The following is a 19,835-nucleotide window of genomic DNA, read 5'->3' as shown; positions in this document are numbered from 1 at the left end:
ATCACCGGCCCCCGCCCGGGTCGTACAGGTCTGCAGATCAATTAGCCGCCCGCCGTGGCCGCCCGGCGCGGTCTGATTCCGTACGCGCACGCGCACGTCCGCTGTGGTGTGCTGGAAGCGTGCGCCTCGACCGGAAGGCCCTGTCACCACCCTTGCGTCCGGCAAACCTGCTGTCGGCTCGGCAGCTGGCGCTCGCATGGTCCGTGATGGGACTGATCGCGCTGATCGCCTGGGCGCTGGTCGTCGACCAGGCCCGTGGCATGGGGGTCGAGCCGGGGACCATGGGCATGGGCATCCCGCTGTTCCTGCTGCTGTGGCTGATCATGATGATCGCCATGATGTTCCCGTCCGTGGCCCCGGTGGCCATCACCTGGGCCCGGGCCATCGGCCGCCAGTCGGCCGGAGCCGTCCGTGCGGCCCGTACCGCCCAGTTCGTGGCCGGTTACCTCCTGGCCTGGACGGTCTTCGGCCTCATCGCCTACGGGCTCCTGGCCGTGACCGGGGCCGTGGTCGACGACCACCCGGGCGCCGGGCGCTGGATCGGTGCCGGAGCCTTCCTGATCGCCGGGCTGTACCAGTTCAGCCCGCTGAAGAACTTCTGTCTTCGGCACTGCCGCAGTCCCATGGGCCAGCTCGTGCGCTACGCCGGCTTCCGGCCCGTGGTCCGGGACCTGAGGGTCGGGGCCCACCACGGGGCGTACTGCGTCGGCTGCTGCTGGGGACTGATGATCGTCCTCATCCCGCTCGGCGTCATGAACGTCCCGGCCATGGCCGCGGTGGCCGTGGTGATCTTCGTGGAGAAGCTGTGGCGACTGGGCCCCGTCTTCTCGGCGGCCATCGGCATCGCCTTCCTCGCCCTTGCGGTACTGGCCCCCTTCCAGCCCTGGCTGCTACCGGGCCTCGCCCCACCACAGTCGCCGATGACGCCCATGCTCCAGCCGTAGACCGGCTTCGCTACCCGGCCGCCACCCGGGGCCCCGCCTCTGCGGGAGCGCGCCCGGGGCCGACGAGTCGACAGCGCCGCCGTGCTGCCGAAGCCGTCGCGTCGGCAATGGGTCAGCATGAGTCCTGCAATACCTGCGGGAAAGCTGACCGGACATGCGAATCGTTGTAGGGTGCCGAGACCGCCCTTGACCTGCGCGAAGCAGGCAGGGAGCAGACATTTCGGGAGTTTCTCATGCTTCGGACCATGTTCAAGTCCAAGATCCACCGGGCCACCGTCACCCAGGCCGATCTGCACTATGTCGGATCCGTGACCGTTGACGCCGATCTGCTGGACGCCGCGGATCTGCTGCCCGGGGAGTTGGTCCACATCGTGGATGTGACCAACGGGGCGCGCCTGGAGACCTACATCATCGAGGGGGAGCGCGGGTCCGGGGTCATCGGGATCAACGGCGCCGCCGCGCATCTGGTGCACCCCGGGGACCTGGTCATCCTCATCAGTTACGCGCAGCTCGACGACGCCGAGGCCCGCGTGTTCCAGCCCCGTGTCGTGCATGTCGACGCGGACAATCGCATCATCGAGCTGGGCGCGGATCCCTCCGCCCCGGTGCCCGGTACGGATCAGGAGCGCAGCCCGCACGCCGTGGCTGTCTGAGGGGAGTCGGGGACCATGGTCGAGTTCAAGGACGAGCGGAAGGCCGGACGGCTGCTGGCCGTCGAGGACGGGTCGGCGGTGGGGTTCATCGCCTACTTCGTACTCGCCGAGGCCCCGCACGCCCTGGTGGCGGTGCACACCGTCGTCGAGCCGGGCCACGAGGGCCGGGGCATCGCCGGGGAGCTGGTGAAGACCTTCTACGGGATCGCCGCCGCCGAGGGCGTGCCCGTGGTTCCGCTCTGCCCGTACGCGGCGAGCTGGGCGGCCAAACACCCCGACCAGGCGCCCGAGCCGGCCCCCGAGGTCGTGTCGGCGGCCAGGGTCCAGCTCGATGCCGACGCAGACCTCTGGTGACGGATCTGCTCCTGCTGCACACCTCGCCCGCGCACGTCCCGGTCTTCGACGCGCTGCGGGACCGGAACCACCCGGGAGCCGTACTGCGGCACCGGGTGGTTCCGGAGCTGCTCGACCGGGCGCGTGCCGAAGGGCCGCAGGCGGTGGCTCCGGACCTCGCCGGCCTGCTCGCCGAGGCCGGTCCGGTGCCCGTGCTGGTCACGTGCTCCACGATCGGGGCGACCGCGGAATCCCTCGCTCCGGCGCTCGGCTCCCCGGTGCTGCGCGTGGACCGGCCGATGGCGGCCGCCGCGGTGCGCACCGGCCCGCGGATCACCGTACTGGCCACCGTGGAGTCGACCTTCGCCCCCACCCGTGAACTGCTGGCCGAGGAGGCCGCAGAGCGGCCCGTCTCGATCCGTACGCAGCTGGTCGCCGGAGCCTGGGAGCGCTTCGTCGCGGGGGACGACGCCGGCTCCCTCGCCCGGGTGGCGGAGGCCGCCGACGCCGTCACCGACGCCGACGTCATCGTGCTGGCCCAGGCCTCCATGGCAGGCGCCGCGGACCTGGTCACGACCCGGATCCCGGTGCTGTCCAGCCCGGCTCCCGGCCTGGCGGCGGGCCTGCGGCTGGCGGGTGCCCCGTAAGGCAGCCTCCCAAAACGGATCCCAGGGCGGATCCCGAGGCCTCGTACGGGCTTTCCGGCGACAAATGCGGGAAAATGGGCCCCATGGTGCGAAAACTCGAAGAGACGCAGCCACCGGTGCCCGAGCCCGAGCCGACCCCGGACCCCGCGCCCTTCCCGGACCCGGGACCGATCCCGCGCCCCGTGCCACCCGTGCCAGGCCCCTTCCCGGAGCCGGACCCGGTGCCTCCGCCGCCAGGGCCCGCGCCGGTACCGCAGCCCGGGCCCTGGAGCTGAGCGGCCTCAGCCCGTCTGGACCTCGGAGCGGTCGCCGCTCCAGAGGGTGTGGAATGAGCCCGCGCGGTCGGTGCGCCGGTAGGTGTGCGCCCCGAAGAAGTCGCGCTGCCCCTGAGTGAGGGCCGCCGGAAGCCGCTCCGCGCGCAGGGCGTCGTAGTACGCCAGTGAAGCCGCGAAGGCGGGCACCGGGATGCCCTGGCGCACCGCCGCCACCAGCACGGACCGCCAGCCCTCCTGTGCCGCCCCGATCTCCTCGGCGAAACGCGCGTCCGCCAGCAGGCTCGGCAGCCCGGGCTGCGCGTCGTACGCGGCCCGGATCCGGTCCAGGAACGCGGCCCGGATGATGCAGCCGCCGCGCCACAGCGAGGCCACGGCGCCCAGGTCCACGTCCCAGCCGTACTCCTGGCTGCCCGCCTGGATCTGGTGGAAGCCCTGGGTGTACGAGACGATCTTCGAGGCGTACAGGGCCTCCTCCACCTGCGCGGCGAAGGCCTCCGCCGCTTCCGGGGACAGCGCGGCGGCCGTCGGGCCCGCGAGCCCCCGCGCGGCCGCACGCAGGTCCGCGTGGCCGGAGACCGACCGGGCGAAGACCGCCTCCGCGATCCCCGACACCGGCACGCCCAGGTCCAGGGCGATCTGCACGGTCCAGCGGCCGGTGCCCTTCTGCTCGGCGGCGTCGGCCACGACGTCCACGAACGGCCGGCCCGTCGCGGCGTCCGTGTGGGCGAGCACCTCGGCCGTGATCTCGATCAGGTAGGAGTCCAGGCGCCCCTGGTTCCAGGTCCGGAAGGTCTCCGCGATCTTCGCGGGGGAGTAGCCGGCGACCTCGCGCAGCAGGTGGTACGCCTCGGCGATGAGCTGCATGTCGGCGTACTCGATGCCGTTGTGCACCATCTTGACGAAGTGTCCGGCGCCGTCGGGGCCCATGTGCGAGGTGCACGGCGTCCCGTCGGCGGCCTTCGCGGCGATCTTCTCCAGCAGCGGGCCGAGGGACTCGTACGACTCCTTCGAGCCGCCGGGCATGATGCTCGGCCCGAGCAGCGCGCCCTCCTCGCCGCCCGAGATGCCCACGCCCACGAAGTGGATGCCCTGCTCGCGCAGCTCCTTCTCGCGCCGCCGGGTGTCCTCGAAGTGTGCGTTGCCGCCGTCGATGATGACGTCGCCCTCCTCCAGGAGCGGCGCGAACTCGCGGATCACGGCGTCGGTCGGCTCCCCGGCCTTCACCATGATGACGAGGCGTCGGGGGCGCTCCAGCGCGTCGACGAACTCCTTCGCGGACTCGGCTGCCACGAAGCTGCCCTCGTGGCCGAACTCCTTCACGAGAGCGGTGGTCTTCGAGGCGGTGCGGTTGTGTACGGCGACGGTGAAGCCGTTGCGGGCGAAGTTCCGGGCGAGGTTGCTGCCCATGACCGCGAGCCCGGTGATGCCGATCTGGGCTGTGCTGGTGCTCATCGTTGCGCTCCTGCGTGCTTCGGTGTGCGGGGAATGCCGACGCTACATCGACGCGCACGGCTACCGGTCCGATCGCCGCCGAGGGATTGTCAAATTCCGCTAAGGGGCGCCCCGTTGCGCCCCTTGTCATGCTCTGATCGTGACGTTAGGTTTTGCCTTTCCTGATGTCTTCGATGGGGGCTCCCATGGGTGTACGGGGCCGGCACCGCCGGTATCAGCCGAGCAGTATCAACCGGGCCTCGCTCGCCGTCACCGCCGGTGGCGCAGGGATCGCGCTCCCGTTCATCGGCGCCGGAGCCGCGCACGCCGCCTCCGTGGACACCTGGAACAACGTCGCCGCCTGCGAGTCGACGAACAACTGGCACGTCAACACCGGCAACGGCTATTACGGCGGCCTCCAGTTCAGCCAGAGCACCTGGCGGGAATTCGGCGGTACCGTCTACGCCGCCCGCGCCGACCTGGCCACAAAGGACCAGCAGATAGCGGTCGCGGAGAAGGTCCTGAAGGGCCAGGGGCCCCAGGCCTGGCCGCAGTGCGGCAAGCAGGCCGGTCTCAGCCGCAGCGGCCAGGCGCCCGCCGCCGCGTCGCAGGGCCAGGCGCCGAAGGCACAAGGGGCGCAGGTCCCACAGGGGGCGAAAACCGAGACGCGGCAGACGAAGGCCGCCACCGGGCAGCAGGGCACTGTGCCCCGCCCCACCGGAACCTCCGTGCTGCCGAACCCGTACGTGGTCGCGCCCGGTGACTCGCTCTCGGCGATCGCCACCGAGCAGCACGTCGAGGGTGGCTGGCAGGTGCTCTACGAGACCAACCGCGCCACCGTGGGAAGCAACCCGGACATGATCTTCCCCGGGCAGCGGCTCACCCTGCGGATCACCGCGGCCCCGCCCGCGCAGAACCCGGAGAAGCCTCCGCGCACGGCCGACCCGGTGAAGCCCGTGGAGCCGGCGGCGGAGAAGCCCGCAGAGAAGCCTGCCGAAAAGCGCGCAGAGAAGCCGGCCGAAAAGCCCGCGGAGAAACCGGCCGAGAAGCCGGCCCCGGAGCCCGCCTCAGCGCAGCAGAAGCCCGCCGCGGGCGGATTCTCCGCCCCCGTCGACGCCTCCATCGGTACCGCCTACCGCGTCGCGGGGTCCTCCTGGTCCAGCGGCTACCACACGGGCGTCGACTTCCCGGTGGCGACCGGAACCTCCGTCAAGTCGGTCGGCCCCGGCCAGGTCGTCTCCGCCGGCTGGGCCGGGGCGTACGGCTACCAGGTCGTCATCCGGCACACCGACGGCCGGTACTCCCAGTACGCCCACCTGTCGGCGCTCGGCGTCAAGTCCGGCCAGCAGGTCTCCGGAGGCCAGCGGATCGGCCGCTCCGGCTCGACCGGCAACTCCAGCGGCCCCCACCTGCACTTCGAGATACGCACGGGACCCGGCTACGGCTCCGACATCGACCCGCTGAAGTACCTCCGTTCCCACGGGGCCGACATCTGACCCACGTACGTGCGACGGCACGGCGGTGAGCAGGATCAGCCCGGCGGCCGCCACCACGGCGCAGGCCAGGGCCGCCGCCGTGCCGGCCGCCCCGTACCGGAAGCCCTCGTCGAACAGCGAGATGCCGACCGTCGCCGCGACCACGGGATTGACCACGGTCACCGTGGCCAGCGGCGCGGTCAGCCCGGCGCCCCGGTAGGCCGCCTGCGAGAGCAGCAGCCCGCCGGACGCGAGCACCGCGATCGCAGCGAGGTCCGGCCACAGCCCGCCGGGCGTGCCCGGGCCGAAGCCCTCGGCCACGGACTTGGTGAACACCGAGGCCATGCCGAAGGCCGTACCGGCCGCCGCTGCCAGCAGCACGCTGCGCAGCACCGCCCGGTGCATCCGGTGCGCCGCCAGGACCAGCGTCGCCACCCCGGCCCCGGTCACGAGCAGCAGCAGGCTCCGCTCACCGCCCGCCAGGGCCTGCGCCCGCCCGTCACCGCCGGTCAGGGCCAGCAGCCCGGCCAGACCCACCGTGGCCAGCACCGCCCCGCGCCAGGCCGCGGCGCCGGCCCGGCGCCCCACGAAGAAGGCCGCCATCGGGAGCGCGAAGACGATCGTGAGCGCGCCGAGGGGCTGGACCAGACTCAGCGGCCCGTACGCGAGGGCCGCCACGTGCAGCAGGGCGCCGAGACCGTTCAGCCCGACCGCCACCCACCAGACGCCCCGTCGCAGCGCGGCGTACGGACGGTCCGGCGTGGTCGCCGCGACCTGTTCCTGGACGATCGCGCCACCCGCGTACGCCAGGGCGGACACGAGGCAGAGCAAGGCCGACAGCGCCAGTGCACTCATGAAGTCCACAATGCCCGACCCGACTTCGCTATTCCTCCGCCCACAGGGGGTCACGAGTCGTACTCCCGGCGTAGTACGGGAGTACGCGATCAGGCACGCAGGGCAGCGAAGAAGCCCACGTCCGGACGCATACGGTGACACCGCGCACGCGATATGTGAGCCCAGTGGCAACGGGTTTGGCTCCGGGCGCGTCGGATCCGTACAGTTCCCCTTTTGGGGACTTCCGCAGCAGGCGGATGCGGACGAGTGATCAAGGAACGGCAGCGGCCATGACGGTGACCGAAGACAGCCAGGACTACGGGCACGCATACGGACCCGGCATCGACCCCGAGCGGCTGGCCCTCTGCCTCAGCGTGCTCGACGAGCTGGACAAGATCGACGTCGACCACCCCGACGCGATCACCGTACGCCGCGCCACCGCCGGCCTGTACCGCACGGTCAAGCAGCGCCGCCGCCAGGAGCGCCGCGCCGCCAAGACCGCCAACGACAAGGCCGTGACCGAGGCCACCGCCACCGGCTCCGCCGAGCGCATCGACGACGAGACCGAGGGCATCCTGCCTTCCTCCGGCACCGAGGCCGGCCGGATCGCCGGGATACTCCAGCGCCCGCGCTCCTGCTACGTCTGCAAGACGCGGTACGTCGAGGTCGACTACTTCTACCACCAGCTCTGCCCGGACTGCGCCCTCAAGAACCGCGCCAAGCGCGAGGCCCGCGCCGACCTCACGGGCAAGCGCGCGCTGCTCACCGGCGGCCGGGCCAAGATCGGCATGTACATCGCGCTGCGGCTGCTGCGCGACGGCGCGCACACCACGATCACCACTCGCTTCCCCAAGGACGCCATCCGCCGCTTCAAGGCGATGGACGACTCGGCGGACTGGATGCACCGCCTGGAGGTCGTCGGCATCGACCTTCGCGACCCGGCCCAGGCCGTGGCGCTCTCCGACCAGGTGGCCGAGGCCGGTCCGCTCGACATCCTGATCAACAACGCGACGCAGACCGTGCGCCGCCTGCCCACCGCCTACGCCGCGCTGGTCGAGGGGGAGGCCGCCCCGCTGCCTGCCGGCGAGCTGCCCGCCCACCACGTCATCGGCGCCTTCAACTCCGGCGCGGTCGACGGCCTGGCGGCGCTGCCCGTCGGCGTGAGCGGGCTCGAGGCGCAGAAGGTCGCCGACCTCGCCCTGGTCGCGGGCAACGCCAGCCTGGAGCGGCATCTCGCCGGCACCGCCATCGACGCGGGCGGCCTGCTGCCCGACGTCGTCGAGAGCAACACCTGGGTGCAGACCATCGACCAGATCTCCCCGGTGGAGCTGCTCGAGACCCAGCTGTGCAACTACACGTCGCCGTTCATCCTGATCAGCGCGCTCCGGCCGGCCATGGCCGAGGCCGCCCGGAAGGCGTCCAGCGGGCGTGCCTACGTCGTCAACGTCTCGGCGATGGAGGGCGTGTTCAGCCGCGGCTACAAGGGCGCGGGGCACCCGAACACCAATGCCGCCAAGGCCGCGATGAACATGGTGACGCGGACCAGCGGCCAGGAGATGTTCGAGACGGACCGCATCCTCATGACCTCGATCGACACCGGCTGGATCACCGACGAGCGCCCGCACTTCGACAAGCTGCGCCTGGCCGAGGAGGGTTTCCACGCCCCGCTGGACCTGGTCGACGGCGCGGCCCGGGTCTACGACCCGATCGTCCGCGGCGAACACGGTGAGGACCTCTTCGGAGTCTTCCTCAAGGACTACGCCCCCGCGAACTGGTAGGCCCGGCGGGCCCTAAGGGCGTCCCACAGCCGATCCCCTGGGTCCCCTCGGACCCCACGGCTCCCTCGGCCCCCTCGGTGCGCCGAGGGGGCCGTTCGCGTTCCCGGCGGGCCCGGACACCCGGTAGGCGCCCGCCGCGACCAGCTCCAGCACCGGCCGCCAGTCCTCCAGCACGCCCGCGTCCAGGCCCGCGGCGCCGGCCGCGTCGTGTGCCTGGAGCAGGGCCGTCGCCGGCTCGCGGTCCGGGCCGGCCGCCGTCAGGGCGCGGAGCCCCGCCTCGTCCCCGGCCCGCGCGTGCAGCCGTACCAGCCGGGCCACCCGCTCGCCGAGCAGCGGGCGGACCGCCTCAGCGTGATCGGTCCGGGACACTCCGTCACCCGGACGGAGCAGCTCGCCGAGATCCAGTACGAGCCCCGCCGTCTGGAGTTCCTTGTCGAAGGGGTGGGCGCGGCGCAGCAGGGCCGCAGTCCGCAGCCCACGGCCGTCGCGGCAGGCGTGCAGAAGATCCATGAGCTCCGGAACGCTTGAGATGTACAGCACTTCGAACCCCCGTATTCCGGACCTCGCCACCGCCGCTCCCTCCGTCGCCCCCGCGCGCATCCGGCGTCGAGCGGACCATGCTGGACGCACCCGCGGGTCGAAGACTTCCTGAACTCGCGGCGAAAAAAAGAGGGCGACGCGGATTTTGCCTTTCTATCGAGCGGAGGCCCGCTCATATGTGTACTCTGGGGCATCAAGAAGGCCCCATCCGGGCCACGCTCCACCAAGGCGCCACCGCGTCCGGAAACCCTTTAGCCCTTGCCCGGCTCGCGGTCCGCCTGCCGGGTTGCGCGACACGAAGGAGTGCGCGGTGACAGAAATCACGAAGCCCGAACCGACGTTGCTGGAGCGGACGGGGTCGCGGCCCAAGTCGCGGACCGACGAGCTCGGAAGCCTCGAGGTCTGGGCACGCTCCGCCCCCATCCGGCTGGCGGGATACGAGGACGACCTGGCGGAGTCGCACATCCTGCCCGGCGTCGACTAGCGCGGCCCGAGCGACCGGAGGGTCCACGCCGGCCGGTCCGAAGAGAAGAGCGGTACCCAGCGCCCCCGTGCCGACCCGAACCGGGGGCGCTGCCCTGTGCCGCCGGGCACCGCGAGGAGTTCCCGGGCCGCCTACGCCGTGAGCGTCATCGCTGACGGCGATCATGACTTCCCGTCGCACGGCCGCCCGGGCAGGCTGAGCCGCATGAAGCTACTGATGCTGGGTGGAACCGAATTCGTCGGACGCGCGATCACCGAGGAGGCCGTCGGCCGGGGCTGGGAGGTGACCGTCTTCCACCGCGGCCACCACGCGCCCCCGCCGGGCACCCGTGCCCTGCACGGCGACCGCACCGCCCCCGGCGGCCTGGACGCCCTCGCCGAGGGGGAGTGGGACCTCGTCGTGGACACCTGGGGCGGCGCCCCCACCGCCGTACGCGACAGCGCCCGCCTGCTGCGCGAGCGTGCCGGGCGGTACGCGTACGTCTCCAGCCGCTCCGTGTACGCCTACCCCGCCCCGGCCGGCCAGGGCGAGGACGGCCCGGTCGTGGAGGGCTCGCCCGACGCCGCCTCCGTCGCCTACGCCGAGGACAAGCGGGGCGCCGAGCTGGCCGCCCTGGACGCCTTCGGTGACCGCGCCCTGCTCGTGCGCGCCGGGCTGATCCTCGGCCCGTACGAGAACGTCGGCCGACTGCCCTGGTGGCTGAACCGCACCGCCCGCGGCGGCCCGGTGCTCGCCCCCGGCCCGCGCGAACTCCCGCTCCAGTACATCGACGTACGCGACCTCGCGCGCTGGACCCTGGACGCGGCCGGCGCCGGTCGCGCCGGCGCCTATGACCTGGTCTCCCCGGCCGGCCACGCCACGATGGGCAGCCTGCTGGAGGCCTGCGCCGCCACCACCGGCGGCTCCGCCGAACTGCGCTGGACCGACCCGGCCCCGATCCTGGAGGCCGACGTACAGCCCTGGACCGAGCTGCCCGTCTGGATACCGGAGGGCGAGGGGCACGACTACATGCACGGCGCTGACGTGTCCAAGGCCCTGGCGGCGGGGCTGAAGTGCCGCCCGGTCGAGGAGACCGTGGCCGACACCTGGGCCTGGCTCCAGAGCCTCGGCGGGATCGCCCCGCAGCGTCCCGACCGGCCGGCCCCGGGCCTGGACGCGCAGCGGGAGGCGGCCCTACTCGGGCTCTGACCAGGCGGCTTCCGCGAGCCGGGTGGGCGGCAGGTACTCGCGCAGCAGCGTGCGGTGCCACCAGGCACCCGTCTCGCGCAGCTCCCGCCAGGTGGTGAACCGGTAGCGGTACAGCACGGCGCGGACGTAGCGGGGCGGCGCGTCCGGGAAGGGGTTGTGGCGCAGCAGCCGCAGCGTGTCCCGGTCGCCCGCCAGCAGCCGCTCCACGAACGGTCCGAACCAGTCCCGTGCATAGCCGGGGGAGAGCGCCGCGAACCACATCAGCCAGTCCAGGCGCAGATGGTACGGGGCGAACTGGCGCGGAACCCTGCCCGGTTCACCCGGCTTCCCCTTGAAGCCGTACTCCCGCCAGTCCCCGTCCGCGTGCGGCACCCGGTCGGCGGTGCCCTCCACCACCACCTCGTCCCGGATCCGGCCCACCGATCCGAACGCGCCGTACGTATTGACCAGGTGGAGCGAGTCGAAGGAGCGGTTCATCACCTGGCGCCGCGAGACCATGTTGAGCACCGGATGCCGGCTCAGCACCAGTACCAGCACGGTCACCGCGCAGACCAGGACCACGAACCACACCGGCGCCGCCCGCGAGGCCTCGGCCGGGGGAGCGCCCGCGAGGCCGGTGAAGTCCACGGCCGACAGGGCCAGCGTGATCGTCAGCCAGTTCAGCCAGGCGAAGTTGCCCGACAGCACGAGCCACAGCTGCGTCGCCGCGATGATCCCCGCGGCGTACGAGGCCACCGGCTGCGGAGTGAACAGCAGCACCGGGACCGCCAGTTGGGTCACGTGGTTGGCCCCGCACTCCACCCGGTGCAGAGGTTTCGGCAGATGGTGGAAGAACCAGCTCAGCGGCCCCGGCATCGGCTGCGTCTCGTGGTGGTAGTAGAGGCAGGTGAGCTTGCGCCAGCAGGAGTCCCCGCGGATCTTGATCAGCCCGGCTCCGAACTCCACCCGGAAGAGCACCCAGCGCAACAGCCACAGCACCAGCACCGGTGGCCCGGCCCGCGCGTTGCCCAGGAAGACGGCGAGGAATCCCACCTCCAGCAGCAGCGACTCCCAGCCGAAGGAGTACCAGGTCTGGCCGACGTTCACGATGGAGAGGTACAGCAGCCACAGCAGGGCCCACATCCCCATGGCCGCGCCCAGCGGTACCTCGTCCCCGGCCCCGGCGGCCAGCGCGGCGGCCAACGCCGCCCCGGCCCAGGCGCACCCCGCGAACAGTGGGTCGGAGTAGCGCAGTTGGAACAGGCTCGGGGCGCGCCGGAAGGGCACGTACCGCACGTAGCGCGGCACGGGCAGCATGCCCCGTGCCCCGATCAGGGCCCGGAACTGAAGGGCGGCCCCGACGAAGGCGAAGAGGTAGACGCCGGCGAGGGCCCGCTGGAAGACCAGCCGGCCCAGCCAGTACCCGGGCGCCGTGAACCAGTCCATCTCCTCCAGTATCGGACCGGTCAGGCGGCGGTGGCCAGCCTGCGCACGTGGCGGCCCAGCCAGCGCGCGTAACGCAGCTGGAGGAAGGGGATCACCGGGCCCGCGAGCCGGGTGTACCAGCAGGCGGGGCGGCTGAAGGCGGTCACGGTGAACCACACGGTGCCGTCGGGGTCCATGTCCACGATGAAGGACTCCTCCCCGCACTCCGGGTGGCCCGTCAGGGTGCCGTACGCGAAACCGATCCGGGCGGGTTCGTACGCCGTCCAGACCACCTGGCACGGAGCATCGATGCGCAGCGGCCCGAAGCCGATCCCGACGGTCACCCGGCTGCCGGGGCGGACGGCCGCTGTCGTGTCGACGTCACCGCGGACCCGCATGCCCGACGTCCGGTGCGCCTGGAAGGTGGTCACCGCGATGCCGGCGGCCTCGAAGGCGGACCGGCCGTACCCGATGCGGACCCGGTGGTGCAGGTGGTGGTATCCGGCGGGCAGTGGTCGCTCGGCGGTAGCGCCGCGGTCGGGGTAGCTGAGGGCGTCCCGGCCGGCGCTGATGAGGCGGGTCATGGCGAGGTCTCCTGTCGGTCTGCGGTCAGTCGGCGCCAGGCCAGCACCGAGCACAGGGCGAATCCGAGGGCGTTTCCGAGGCCGTGGGTCGCGGCCATCCAGGTCAAGGTGGGGTGTACGACGCCGGTGGCCTCGCCGACCGCCCACCACAGGGCGAGCAGCATGGTGGCCAGCAGCACCGCCGCCGAAGTGGCGAGCAGTGCACGCGTGGTCCGGTCTCCTGCGGCCGGACGGATCTCCCGCCAGGTCAGCAGGGCCACGGCCCACATCCCGCCGGTCAGGACCACCGCGCCCGCCAGCTCGGCCCAGTCGTCCACGAAGTAGCCGAGGAGCACGAGCAGGGTGCCCGCGGGGACGCTGTACGCGGCCCAGCGCGCGCCCGGTCCGGGTACCGCGGCCCGGCACACCAGCCCGGCGACCAGGGCCGCCGTGAATCCGGCGAAGTGGAAGTGGGGCACGGTGAGCGCCAGGATGTCGAGGTCGAAGCCGAAGAGCCGGTGACCGGCGCGCTCGGCGACCAGGGCGGTCCCGGCGACCGACGGTGAGACCAGCGCCGTGGCCACCGCGACGTCCGCGGGGCCCGGGCGGCCGCGCAGGAGTCCGGCCGGGGCCCGCGCCGCGAGGGCCAGGCAGGCCGCGGCGTACAGTGCGGCGAGCGTCGTGGCCAGTGCTCCGCGCGGCAGCCAGAGGGAGACCGCGCCGAGGGCGGCGGGCCATGGCCACAGGCGGGCGGTCCGGCGCAGCCCGGCCGGGTCGATCAGGCGCAGCCCGGCCGGGACCACGTAGAGCATGCCCAAGGTGACGATCATGTTCACCAGTACGGTCACCGCGGACCCCCTCCCCAATGCGGCCGAACGCTTTGAACGCGTTCAAGTCATGGCCGTGACTCTACGGGTTTCCTTGAACATGTTCAAGAAGCGCTCCGGTTGCGGCCTCGGCGTGGATGCGGCAGACAAGAGGGAGCAACCGGGGCGAAAAGGGAGATTCACGTGCACGCACCGACACCTCCGACACATCGTCAGTCGCCGCGCCGTCATGCACCGGCCGGCGCCGCTCTGTTCGCGGCTCTCGGCCTGTTCGCCGCGGCGTGCGGCGGCTCCGAGGAGCCCAGCGGGGCAGCGGGATCCGAGAGTCAGGAGGTCCACCTCCAGCCCGTGGCCGCCGCGGGCCCGGCACCCTTCACCGCCACCTCGGCCACCGCCGAGTCCGCCCCCGTCCAGCCGCCGCTGCCCAACCGGACCGGACAGGGCATCCGCACGGTGAACGCGGCCACGCCCGGCCTGTACGGCGGCACCGAACGGCTCGGCAGCTGCGACGTGGAACAGCAGGTCCGTTCCCTGACCGCAGACGACGCCAAGGCCCACGCCTTCGCCGAGGCGTCCGACATCGAACAGTCGAATATCCCGGAATTCCTCCGCGGCCTCACCCCCGTGGTGCTCCGCGCCGACACCCGGGTCACCAGCCACGGCTTCCGTGACGGCCGCGCAGACAGCTTCCAGGCCGTCCTCCAGGCAGGCACCGCCGTGCTCGTCGACGAGCACGGAATGCCCCGGGTCCGCTGCGCCTGCGGTAACCCGCTGCTCGCCCCGCGCGCCGCAAAGGGCTCCCCGGTGCACAAGGGTGACCCCTGGAACGGCTACCAGCCCAACCAGGTCGTGGTCATCGAGCCCACCACCCACGCGATCAACAACCTGGTCATCGTCAACATCGCCGACAACACCTGGATCGAGCGCAAGAGGGGCGACGACGGCGCCCAGGACCGGCCCCCGCGGGTGCTGCCGGACTTCGACCCGGCCGACGGCATCCCCACCGGGCCCGTCACCCCGCCCGGGGCCGGGCCCGCCGAACCCTGCCCGACGCCCGGGGCCGGGGACTGCCCGCCGCGGTCACCGGGCGCACCGGCCGGTTCGGGCGACGGGCGGCGGCAGAATCCGGCCGAGCCGCCGGGCCTGGCCGTACCGCCGCAGCAACAGCAGGAGCAGCCGTCCGACCTGCCGCTGTCGGACCTGCCGCTGTCGGACCAGCCGCTGTCGGACCTGCCGCTGGCGGACCTGCCGCTGTCCGACGTGCCGTTGTCGGACCAGCCGCTGTCCGACCTACCTCCGTCAGACCTGCCGCCGTCGGACGTATCTCCGTCGGAGGTGCCGCCCTCGGACCAGCCCCTGTCCGACCAGCCCCTGTCCGACCAGCCGCTGTCCGACCAGCCGCTGTCCGGCCAGCCCCTGTCCGATCTGCCCTCGGACGTTCCCACGGACGTGCCGGCGGACGTCCCGTCCGACCGGTCGCAGCTCCCTTCCGACCCCGCCGAGCCGGGCGCCGTCCCGGACGTGCAGCAGCAGCAGCCGTCCTCCGACCCGGTCTACCCGCTGGAGAGCGCCTGACCGGCCCGTGTGTCATGGTGGATCGGTGCCGACCACCGTATCGCTGCCGGACGACTGGCCCGCACACCCGGACCGGTCGCTCGCGCTGAACCGCATGGGCAGCTTCGACTGGGACCTGGTCACAGGGCTCATGCACCTGGACGGGGCGGCGCTCGACGTCTTCGACACGGCCCCTCACGAATACGACGGACGGCCCGAATCCCTCTCCCCGCGCGTCCCGCCGACCGAGGCCACCCGGCTCGACGCCCTCGTCGCCAGCGCCCTCAAGAGCGGCGAGGACAGCTACGGCGCCTACTTCCGCATCCGCTGCCACAACGGCCGGCTGCGCTGGACGCACACCCAGGGCCGCGTCATGCGCGGCCGGGACGGGCGCCCGTACCGGATCATCGGCATCGTCCGGGACGCGACCGACGAGCTCAGCCACTCGGCGGAACGGCTCGGGCTCGACGAGGAGCGGCGGCGCCAGACGTCGGTGGTCGAGAGCACCACCGCCGCCCTCGCCCACGCCCGCACCGTGCAGGACGTCATCGACGCGCTCGGCGACGCCCACGGGCTGGAACGCCTCGGCTCGATGGGCATGGTGATGGGCCTCGTCGAGGCCGGGCGGATCCACCTCGTCGCCGAGGGGCCGACGGGAAGCTTCGTCCCCGGAACGCGGTACACCCGCATCGACGAGCAGTACCCGATGAGCGAGGTCGTGCGCTCGCTCCAGCCGCGCTTCCTCGACTCCGCGCAGGAGTTCGCCGAGGACTATCCCGGTCTCTGGGCGAAGATCTCGGCGATGGACATCTCGGCGGCCGCGTACCTGCCGCTGATCGCCCAGGCCAGGCCCATCGGCGCGATCGGGCTCCTCTACCAGGACAAGGACGGCTTCACCCAGGACGAGCGGAACCTGCTCGTCGCGCTCGGCAGCAGCATCGCGCAGAGCCTCCAGCGGGCCATGCTGCTGGAGCAGGAGCACGACCTGGCGGAGGGCCTCCAGCAGGCCATGCTGCCGAGGCGGATCCCGTCGGTGCCGGGCGCGGAGATCGCCGTACGGTACCGCTCCGCCCGGATGGGCCAGGACATCGGCGGCGACTGGTACGACGTCATCCCGATGCCGGGCGGCCGGGTCGGCGCGGTCATCGGCGACGTCCAGGGCCACGACACGCACGCGGCCGCGGTGATGGGCCAGCTGCGGATCGTGCTGCGCGCGTACGCCGCCGAGGGCCACTCGCCGGGCACGGTCATGGCCCGGGCCTCCGTCTTCCTGCACGAACTGGACACCGACCGCTTCGCGACGTGCACGTACGTGCAGGCCGACCTGTCCACGGGGGTGCTGCAACTGGTCCGGGCGGGCCACATCGACCCGTTGCTGCGCACCCGGGACGGGGACTGCAGGCGGCTCCCGGTGGGAGGCGGCATGCCGCTCGGCCTCTCGGCGGAGTTCGGCCGCCTGGAGTACCCGGTGACGACGGTGGAGCTGGACCCGGGTGAAACGATCCTGCTGTGCACGGACGGCCTGGTGGAGCAGCCCGGCGCCGACCTCGACGACGGGATCCAGCACCTGACCTCGCTGATCCGCAGCGGACCGGCGGACATGCAGCTCCTCGCGGACCGGCTGTGCGGCGTCGTCGACGAGCGGGGCGGCGACGACGACATGGCGCTGCTCCTGCTGCGCCGCGAGGTGCCGGACGCTCCACAGGGCGGTGGCCGCCTCCGGCAGCACGTGGCGCCGGGGGATCCGGAGGCCCTGGTGGCGGCGCGCCACATGATCGGAGCGGCGGTGCGCGCGTGGGGTGCGCGGGAGCGCGCCGACGAGATCGAGCTCGTCGCGGACGAGCTGATCGTGAACGCCCTGATGCACACGGACGGCCCGGCGATCGTGACCCTGCGGGTCCTGACCGGGACCGACCGGCGCATGCGGGTGGAGGTCGAGGACCGGTCGAGCGCGCTGCCGAGGCGTCGGGAGGCGGGTGAGGCGGGGGTGTCCGGGCGGGGGCTGATGCTCGTGGACCGGCTGGCGGATGTGTGGGGCGTGGAGTCGCGGGGCAGCGGCAAGTGCGTGTGGTGCGAGTTCGTGATGGGCTGATCGGGGCGGGGCCGAGCCCCGGGGACGAGACCTGGCGCGGCCCACGCCCGCTCCGGCGCAGCATCTCGGCCCGCGACGAACTGGCCGCTGCCGCTCGTTCCTTGGTCGGCGCCGACCTGCGCGGCTGGCAGTTCGCCCCCACCGGCACCCTCTCCCTGCTGCCGGGCCGGTCCGACCGGATCCCCGGGCTCTCCGACCCGCGACCGGCTCGGCTCGGCTCGGCCGACCCGTGCACGGCTCGCGTTTCGCCTGAGGCGGGGGCAGGCTGGGACCATGCCGGAGCTGCCCGAGGTCGAGGCCCTGCGCGAGTACCTCGACGAACACCTCGCCGGACGGGTGGTCGAGCGCGTCCTCCCGCTCGCCGTGAGCGTGCTCAAGACGTACGATCCGCCGCTGACCGCTCTCGAAGGGCAGACGGCCGGGTCCACCACCCGCCACGGCAAGTTCCTGGCCATGCGGATCGGCGAACTCCACCTCGTCACCCACCTGGCCCGGGCCGGCTGGCTGCGCTGGCAGGACACCCTGCCCGCGCAGCCCCCGCGTCCCGGCAAGGGACCGCTGGCGCTGCGGGTCGTCCTGGAGGGCGGTGGCGGCTTCGACCTCACCGAGGCGGGGACCCAGAAACGGCTCGCGGTGTACGTGGTACGGGACCCCCAGGAGGTGCCCGGGATCGCAAGGCTCGGACCCGACCCGCTCGCCGACTCCTTCGACCGGGAGGCCTTCGCCGCCCTGCTGGCGGGGGAGCGGCGGCAGATCAAGGGCGTGCTGCGGGACCAGAGCGTCATCGCGGGCATCGGAAACGCCTACAGCGACGAGATCCTGCACCACGCGAAGATGTCGCCGTTCAAGCTGGCCGCCTCCCTCGACGAGGACCAGGTGACCCACCTCCACGCCGCCGTCCAGGACACCCTGCGCGAAGCCGTCGAGCGGACGCACGGGGTGGCGGCCGGGGAACTCAAGGCCGAGAAGAAGAGCGGGCTGCGCGTGCACGGCCGGGCCGGGGAGCCGTGTCCGGTGTGCGGGGACACCGTGCGCTCGGTCTCCTTCGCCGACTCCTCCCTCGAGTACTGCCCCACGTGCCAGACCGGCGGCAAGCCGCTGGCCGACCGGCGGCTCTCCCGCCTCCTCAAATAGCCGGCCGCTGCGTAGACTCCCACGCCATGGCCGAGGAGCAGCAGTCGCCGCCCCGGCGCGAGATCGTCACCGGGGTACCCCGGGGCACCCGCCGCCGACCGCCCGCGCACACCCCCGCCCGCTCGGAGATCTCCGAGCAGACCACCCTCGGCGCGACGTACGTGAGGGCCCTCATGCGCAGTCAGCTGCGGGCCGGGATCGGCGCGCTGGCCGCGCTCGCGCTGCTCGTCGGGACGCTGCCGCTGGTGTTGGTGCTGCCGCGCACCGCGTCGGGGCCGCTGGTGTGGGTGGCCCTCGGCCTGGCGGTGTACCCGGTGATGTGGCTGATCGCCCGCCGGTACGTCACCCGTGCCGAACGCAACGAGGCGGATTTCACCGGGCTCGTGATGGATCCGGCCGAGGCGCCGCCGGGCCCCCGCAGACCGGCGTAGGCCCTTCAGAACAGGTGCATCGCCAGGTGGCCCAGCGGCAGGCCGAGCTGCCAGGCGGGGGTCCACACGCGCGCGTTCTCGTCCAGTCCCGGCGGGGTGTCGGCGTGGCCGTGCCGTCCGGGGTCGAGGTTGGTGGCGAACAGTTCGGTACGGTCCAGCCAGCGCCAGGCCGCCCGGGCCAGTTCCAGATCGGGCTCCTCGGCGCGGCCGCGCTCCCGGGCCTCCTCGCCCAGTGCGAGGAAGCGGGTGTGCACCCAGTCGCGCCAGGGGTGGCCGTACGCCGTCAGCGAGAGCCACTCGTCGAGCTGGGAGACCACCCGGATCCCGGAGAGCTCCCCGGCCGCGTCCGAGAGGTAGATGGTCAGCGCGAGCGTGTCCCGCCCCGCCCGGAACTCCAGGGTGCTGACCGGGATGAGCCGGCCCGTGCGCAGCAGTTCGTCTGCGATGTACTCGGCGTAGAGCCAAGCCATGGGCACCGCGAGCCCGCCGTCACTGGTGCCGTTCATACCCTCGGGCTGCACCGTTCCACCTTCTCCCGCGCATCGAGCGTCCCGCCGTCTGCCCTGAGCCTTCACCGAGCGGCTGACGGAGTGGGGCGTGTTTACTCAACTTGAACGGTCTAATGCCTCATTCCATGCGCTTTCTGTCCGGTCCGTGGCGCTACGAGGCGGTCCCCGATCTGTTGCCCCGGTCACCGGAGCTCAGGCGCCGAGGCCGTATCCGTACCCCTGGAGGTCCTTCCGCAGGGCGCGCAGGGCGTAGTACGTACGGGATTTGACGGTGCCGGCCGGGATCCCCAGCTCGGCGGCGGCCTCGGCCACCGACCGGTCCTGGAAGTAGACCTGCATCAGTACCTCGCGGTGCTCCGGGCCCAGGCACCCGACGGCCCGGCGGACGTCGATCGCCGTGACCGACCCGGCCACCGCGTCCTCGGGAGCGGGTGCCTGCTCCAGCCCCTCCGGGTCCACCTCCTGCGGCCGTGACAGCCGGGCCCGCCGCGCGTCGATCGCGAGCCGCCGGGCGACCGTGAACAGCCAGGGCCGCATGGACTCGTGCCCGCTCGACAGGACCTCCGGATGCTGCCAGACCCGTACGAGGGTCTCCTGTACGAGGTCCTCCGCGCGCTGGGCATCCCCGGCGGTGAGCCCGACCAGGAAACCGAACAGGGCCCGCCCGTGGTCGCGCTGGAGTTCGGCCAGTGCGTCGGGATCGGTACGCCGGAGGGTGGGGGAGAGCGGCACGAGGGGC

19 protein-coding genes and 1 pseudogene are annotated in these 19,835 nt (G+C 72.7%); 12 read left to right on the top strand and 8 right to left on the bottom strand.

The window, feature by feature from the left end:
• The first annotated feature begins 119 nt into the window (after nucleotides 1-119).
• From ACFYOB_RS21450 to ACFYOB_RS21435, 4 genes are all read left to right on the top strand, one after another.
• A complete protein-coding gene (locus ACFYOB_RS21450) occupies nucleotides 120-944 on the top strand; it encodes a DUF2182 domain-containing protein (protein WP_388561665.1) in 825 nt (274 codons plus the stop codon).
• A gap of 233 nt (nucleotides 945-1,177) precedes the next feature.
• Nucleotides 1,178-1,597 carry an aspartate 1-decarboxylase gene (gene panD / locus ACFYOB_RS21445; RefSeq protein WP_388561663.1) on the top strand — a complete coding sequence of 140 codons (420 nt, stop codon included), beginning with the start codon at nucleotides 1,178-1,180 and terminating at the stop codon, nucleotides 1,595-1,597.
• 15 nt (nucleotides 1,598-1,612) lie between these two features.
• Nucleotides 1,613-1,951 carry a GNAT family N-acetyltransferase gene (locus ACFYOB_RS21440; RefSeq protein ID WP_388561661.1) on the top strand — a complete coding sequence of 113 codons (339 nt, stop codon included), beginning with the start codon at nucleotides 1,613-1,615 and terminating at the stop codon, nucleotides 1,949-1,951.
• A complete protein-coding gene (locus ACFYOB_RS21435) occupies nucleotides 1,948-2,577 on the top strand; it encodes an aspartate/glutamate racemase family protein (RefSeq protein ID WP_388561659.1) in 630 nt (209 codons plus the stop codon). Before ACFYOB_RS21440 ends, ACFYOB_RS21435 begins: the two co-directional genes overlap by 4 nt.
• Nucleotides 2,578-2,858: 281 nt before the next feature.
• On the opposite strand, the gene gndA is transcribed toward ACFYOB_RS21435, so the two are convergent.
• Nucleotides 2,859-4,304: an NADP-dependent phosphogluconate dehydrogenase gene (gene gndA, locus ACFYOB_RS21430; RefSeq protein WP_388561657.1), complete on the bottom strand. Its 1,446-nt coding sequence runs from the start codon at nucleotides 4,302-4,304 to the stop codon at nucleotides 2,859-2,861.
• A gap of 185 nt (nucleotides 4,305-4,489) precedes the next feature.
• Here gndA and ACFYOB_RS21425 point away from each other — a divergent pair, with 185 nt between their 5' ends.
• Entirely contained in the window at nucleotides 4,490-5,779 is a 1,290-nt protein-coding gene (locus ACFYOB_RS21425; protein WP_388561970.1) for a transglycosylase family protein, read from the top strand.
• Between the two features lie 102 nt (nucleotides 5,780-5,881).
• Here ACFYOB_RS21425 and ACFYOB_RS21420 read toward each other — a convergent pair.
• Nucleotides 5,882-6,613 (bottom strand): annotated as a pseudogene (locus tag ACFYOB_RS21420) (DMT family transporter); the annotation flags it as partial.
• A 269-nt stretch (nucleotides 6,614-6,882) separates the two neighbouring features.
• Here ACFYOB_RS21420 and ACFYOB_RS21415 point away from each other — a divergent pair.
• Nucleotides 6,883-8,370: an SDR family NAD(P)-dependent oxidoreductase gene (locus tag ACFYOB_RS21415; RefSeq protein ID WP_388561655.1), complete on the top strand. Its 1,488-nt coding sequence runs from the start codon at nucleotides 6,883-6,885 to the stop codon at nucleotides 8,368-8,370.
• 12 nt (nucleotides 8,371-8,382) lie between these two features.
• Here ACFYOB_RS21415 and ACFYOB_RS21410 read toward each other — a convergent pair whose 3' ends face one another.
• Entirely contained in the window at nucleotides 8,383-8,880 is a 498-nt protein-coding gene (locus tag ACFYOB_RS21410) for a hypothetical protein (protein ID WP_388561653.1), read from the bottom strand.
• Between the two features lie 340 nt (nucleotides 8,881-9,220).
• Between ACFYOB_RS21410 and ACFYOB_RS21405 the strand changes: the two genes are divergently transcribed.
• Nucleotides 9,221-9,394, top strand: a complete 174-nt coding sequence (locus ACFYOB_RS21405) for a hypothetical protein (protein WP_388561651.1) — start codon at nucleotides 9,221-9,223, stop codon at nucleotides 9,392-9,394.
• Nucleotides 9,395-9,598: 204 nt separating this feature from the next.
• Nucleotides 9,599-10,582: an NAD-dependent epimerase/dehydratase family protein gene (locus ACFYOB_RS21400; protein ID WP_388561649.1), complete on the top strand. Its 984-nt coding sequence runs from the start codon at nucleotides 9,599-9,601 to the stop codon at nucleotides 10,580-10,582.
• Here ACFYOB_RS21400 and ACFYOB_RS21395 read toward each other — a convergent pair.
• From ACFYOB_RS21395 to ACFYOB_RS21385, 3 genes are read right to left on the bottom strand one after another with little or no spacing between them, the layout of a single operon-like run.
• Nucleotides 10,568-12,007 (bottom strand): lipase maturation factor family protein, encoded by a 1,440-nt coding sequence (locus ACFYOB_RS21395; protein ID WP_388561647.1) that lies wholly within the window; start codon nucleotides 12,005-12,007, stop codon nucleotides 10,568-10,570. The genes ACFYOB_RS21400 and ACFYOB_RS21395 overlap by 15 nt on opposite strands.
• A 20-nt stretch (nucleotides 12,008-12,027) precedes the next feature.
• Complete coding sequence (locus ACFYOB_RS21390) at nucleotides 12,028-12,570, bottom strand: DUF1990 family protein (RefSeq protein ID WP_388561645.1); 543 nt, start codon at nucleotides 12,568-12,570, stop codon at nucleotides 12,028-12,030.
• Nucleotides 12,567-13,397, bottom strand: coding sequence for a YndJ family protein (locus tag ACFYOB_RS21385; protein WP_388561643.1), 831 nt, complete (start codon nucleotides 13,395-13,397; stop codon nucleotides 12,567-12,569). The genes ACFYOB_RS21390 and ACFYOB_RS21385 overlap by 4 nt, the downstream gene beginning before the upstream one ends.
• A 162-nt stretch (nucleotides 13,398-13,559) precedes the next feature.
• Here ACFYOB_RS21385 and ACFYOB_RS21380 point away from each other — a divergent pair, with 162 nt between their 5' ends.
• The 4 genes from ACFYOB_RS21380 to ACFYOB_RS21365 all read left to right on the top strand — a co-directional run bounded on the left by ACFYOB_RS21380 (nucleotide 13,560) and on the right by ACFYOB_RS21365 (nucleotide 18,587).
• Nucleotides 13,560-14,951, top strand: a complete 1,392-nt coding sequence (locus ACFYOB_RS21380) for a DUF6777 domain-containing protein (RefSeq protein ID WP_388561641.1) — start codon at nucleotides 13,560-13,562, stop codon at nucleotides 14,949-14,951.
• A gap of 7 nt (nucleotides 14,952-14,958) precedes the next feature.
• A complete protein-coding gene (locus ACFYOB_RS21375) occupies nucleotides 14,959-17,022 on the top strand; it encodes a SpoIIE family protein phosphatase (protein ID WP_388561639.1) in 2,064 nt (687 codons plus the stop codon).
• Nucleotides 17,023-17,295: 273 nt separating this feature from the next.
• Entirely contained in the window at nucleotides 17,296-18,156 is an 861-nt protein-coding gene (locus tag ACFYOB_RS21370; protein WP_388561637.1) for an Fpg/Nei family DNA glycosylase, read from the top strand.
• A gap of 26 nt (nucleotides 18,157-18,182) precedes the next feature.
• Nucleotides 18,183-18,587, top strand: coding sequence for a hypothetical protein (locus ACFYOB_RS21365; RefSeq protein WP_388561635.1), 405 nt, complete (start codon nucleotides 18,183-18,185; stop codon nucleotides 18,585-18,587).
• A 5-nt stretch (nucleotides 18,588-18,592) separates the two neighbouring features.
• On the opposite strand, the gene ACFYOB_RS21360 is transcribed toward ACFYOB_RS21365, so the two are convergent.
• Entirely contained in the window at nucleotides 18,593-19,093 is a 501-nt protein-coding gene (locus ACFYOB_RS21360) for a hypothetical protein (RefSeq protein ID WP_069922841.1), read from the bottom strand.
• Nucleotides 19,094-19,288: 195 nt separating this feature from the next.
• Complete coding sequence (locus ACFYOB_RS21355; protein WP_388561632.1) at nucleotides 19,289-19,828, bottom strand: sigma-70 family RNA polymerase sigma factor; 540 nt, start codon at nucleotides 19,826-19,828, stop codon at nucleotides 19,289-19,291.
• Nucleotides 19,829-19,835 lie beyond the last annotated feature (7 nt).

This window comes from Streptomyces sp. NPDC006463 (assembly GCF_042870715.1).
Classification (GTDB): Bacteria; Actinomycetota; Actinomycetes; order Streptomycetales; family Streptomycetaceae; genus Streptomyces.
Note: the sequence above shows the minus strand (reverse complement) of the source record. Positions and strands in the feature narration are given on the sequence as shown.

Excerpts from the sequence above, each read along its gene's own strand:
- ACFYOB_RS21360 (WP_069922841.1), bottom strand. The coding sequence starts at position 19,093 with ATGAACGGCACCAGTGACGGCGGGCTCGCGGTGCCCATGGCTTGGCTC.
- ACFYOB_RS21395 (WP_388561647.1), bottom strand. The coding sequence starts at position 12,007 with ATGGACTGGTTCACGGCGCCCGGGTACTGGCTGGGCCGGCTGGTCTTC.
- ACFYOB_RS21370 (WP_388561637.1), top strand. The coding sequence starts at position 17,296 with ATGCCGGAGCTGCCCGAGGTCGAGGCCCTGCGCGAGTACCTCGACGAA.
- panD (WP_388561663.1), top strand. The coding sequence starts at position 1,178 with ATGCTTCGGACCATGTTCAAGTCCAAGATCCACCGGGCCACCGTCACC.
- ACFYOB_RS21390 (WP_388561645.1), bottom strand. The coding sequence starts at position 12,570 with ATGACCCGCCTCATCAGCGCCGGCCGGGACGCCCTCAGCTACCCCGAC.
- ACFYOB_RS21410 (WP_388561653.1), bottom strand. The coding sequence starts at position 8,880 with ATGGATCTTCTGCACGCCTGCCGCGACGGCCGTGGGCTGCGGACTGCG.
- ACFYOB_RS21400 (WP_388561649.1), top strand. The coding sequence starts at position 9,599 with ATGAAGCTACTGATGCTGGGTGGAACCGAATTCGTCGGACGCGCGATC.
- ACFYOB_RS21365 (WP_388561635.1), top strand. The coding sequence starts at position 18,183 with ATGGCCGAGGAGCAGCAGTCGCCGCCCCGGCGCGAGATCGTCACCGGG.
- gndA (WP_388561657.1), bottom strand. The coding sequence starts at position 4,304 with ATGAGCACCAGCACAGCCCAGATCGGCATCACCGGGCTCGCGGTCATG.
- ACFYOB_RS21440 (WP_388561661.1), top strand. The coding sequence starts at position 1,613 with ATGGTCGAGTTCAAGGACGAGCGGAAGGCCGGACGGCTGCTGGCCGTC.
- ACFYOB_RS21425 (WP_388561970.1), top strand. The coding sequence starts at position 4,490 with ATGGGTGTACGGGGCCGGCACCGCCGGTATCAGCCGAGCAGTATCAAC.
- ACFYOB_RS21415 (WP_388561655.1), top strand. The coding sequence starts at position 6,883 with ATGACGGTGACCGAAGACAGCCAGGACTACGGGCACGCATACGGACCC.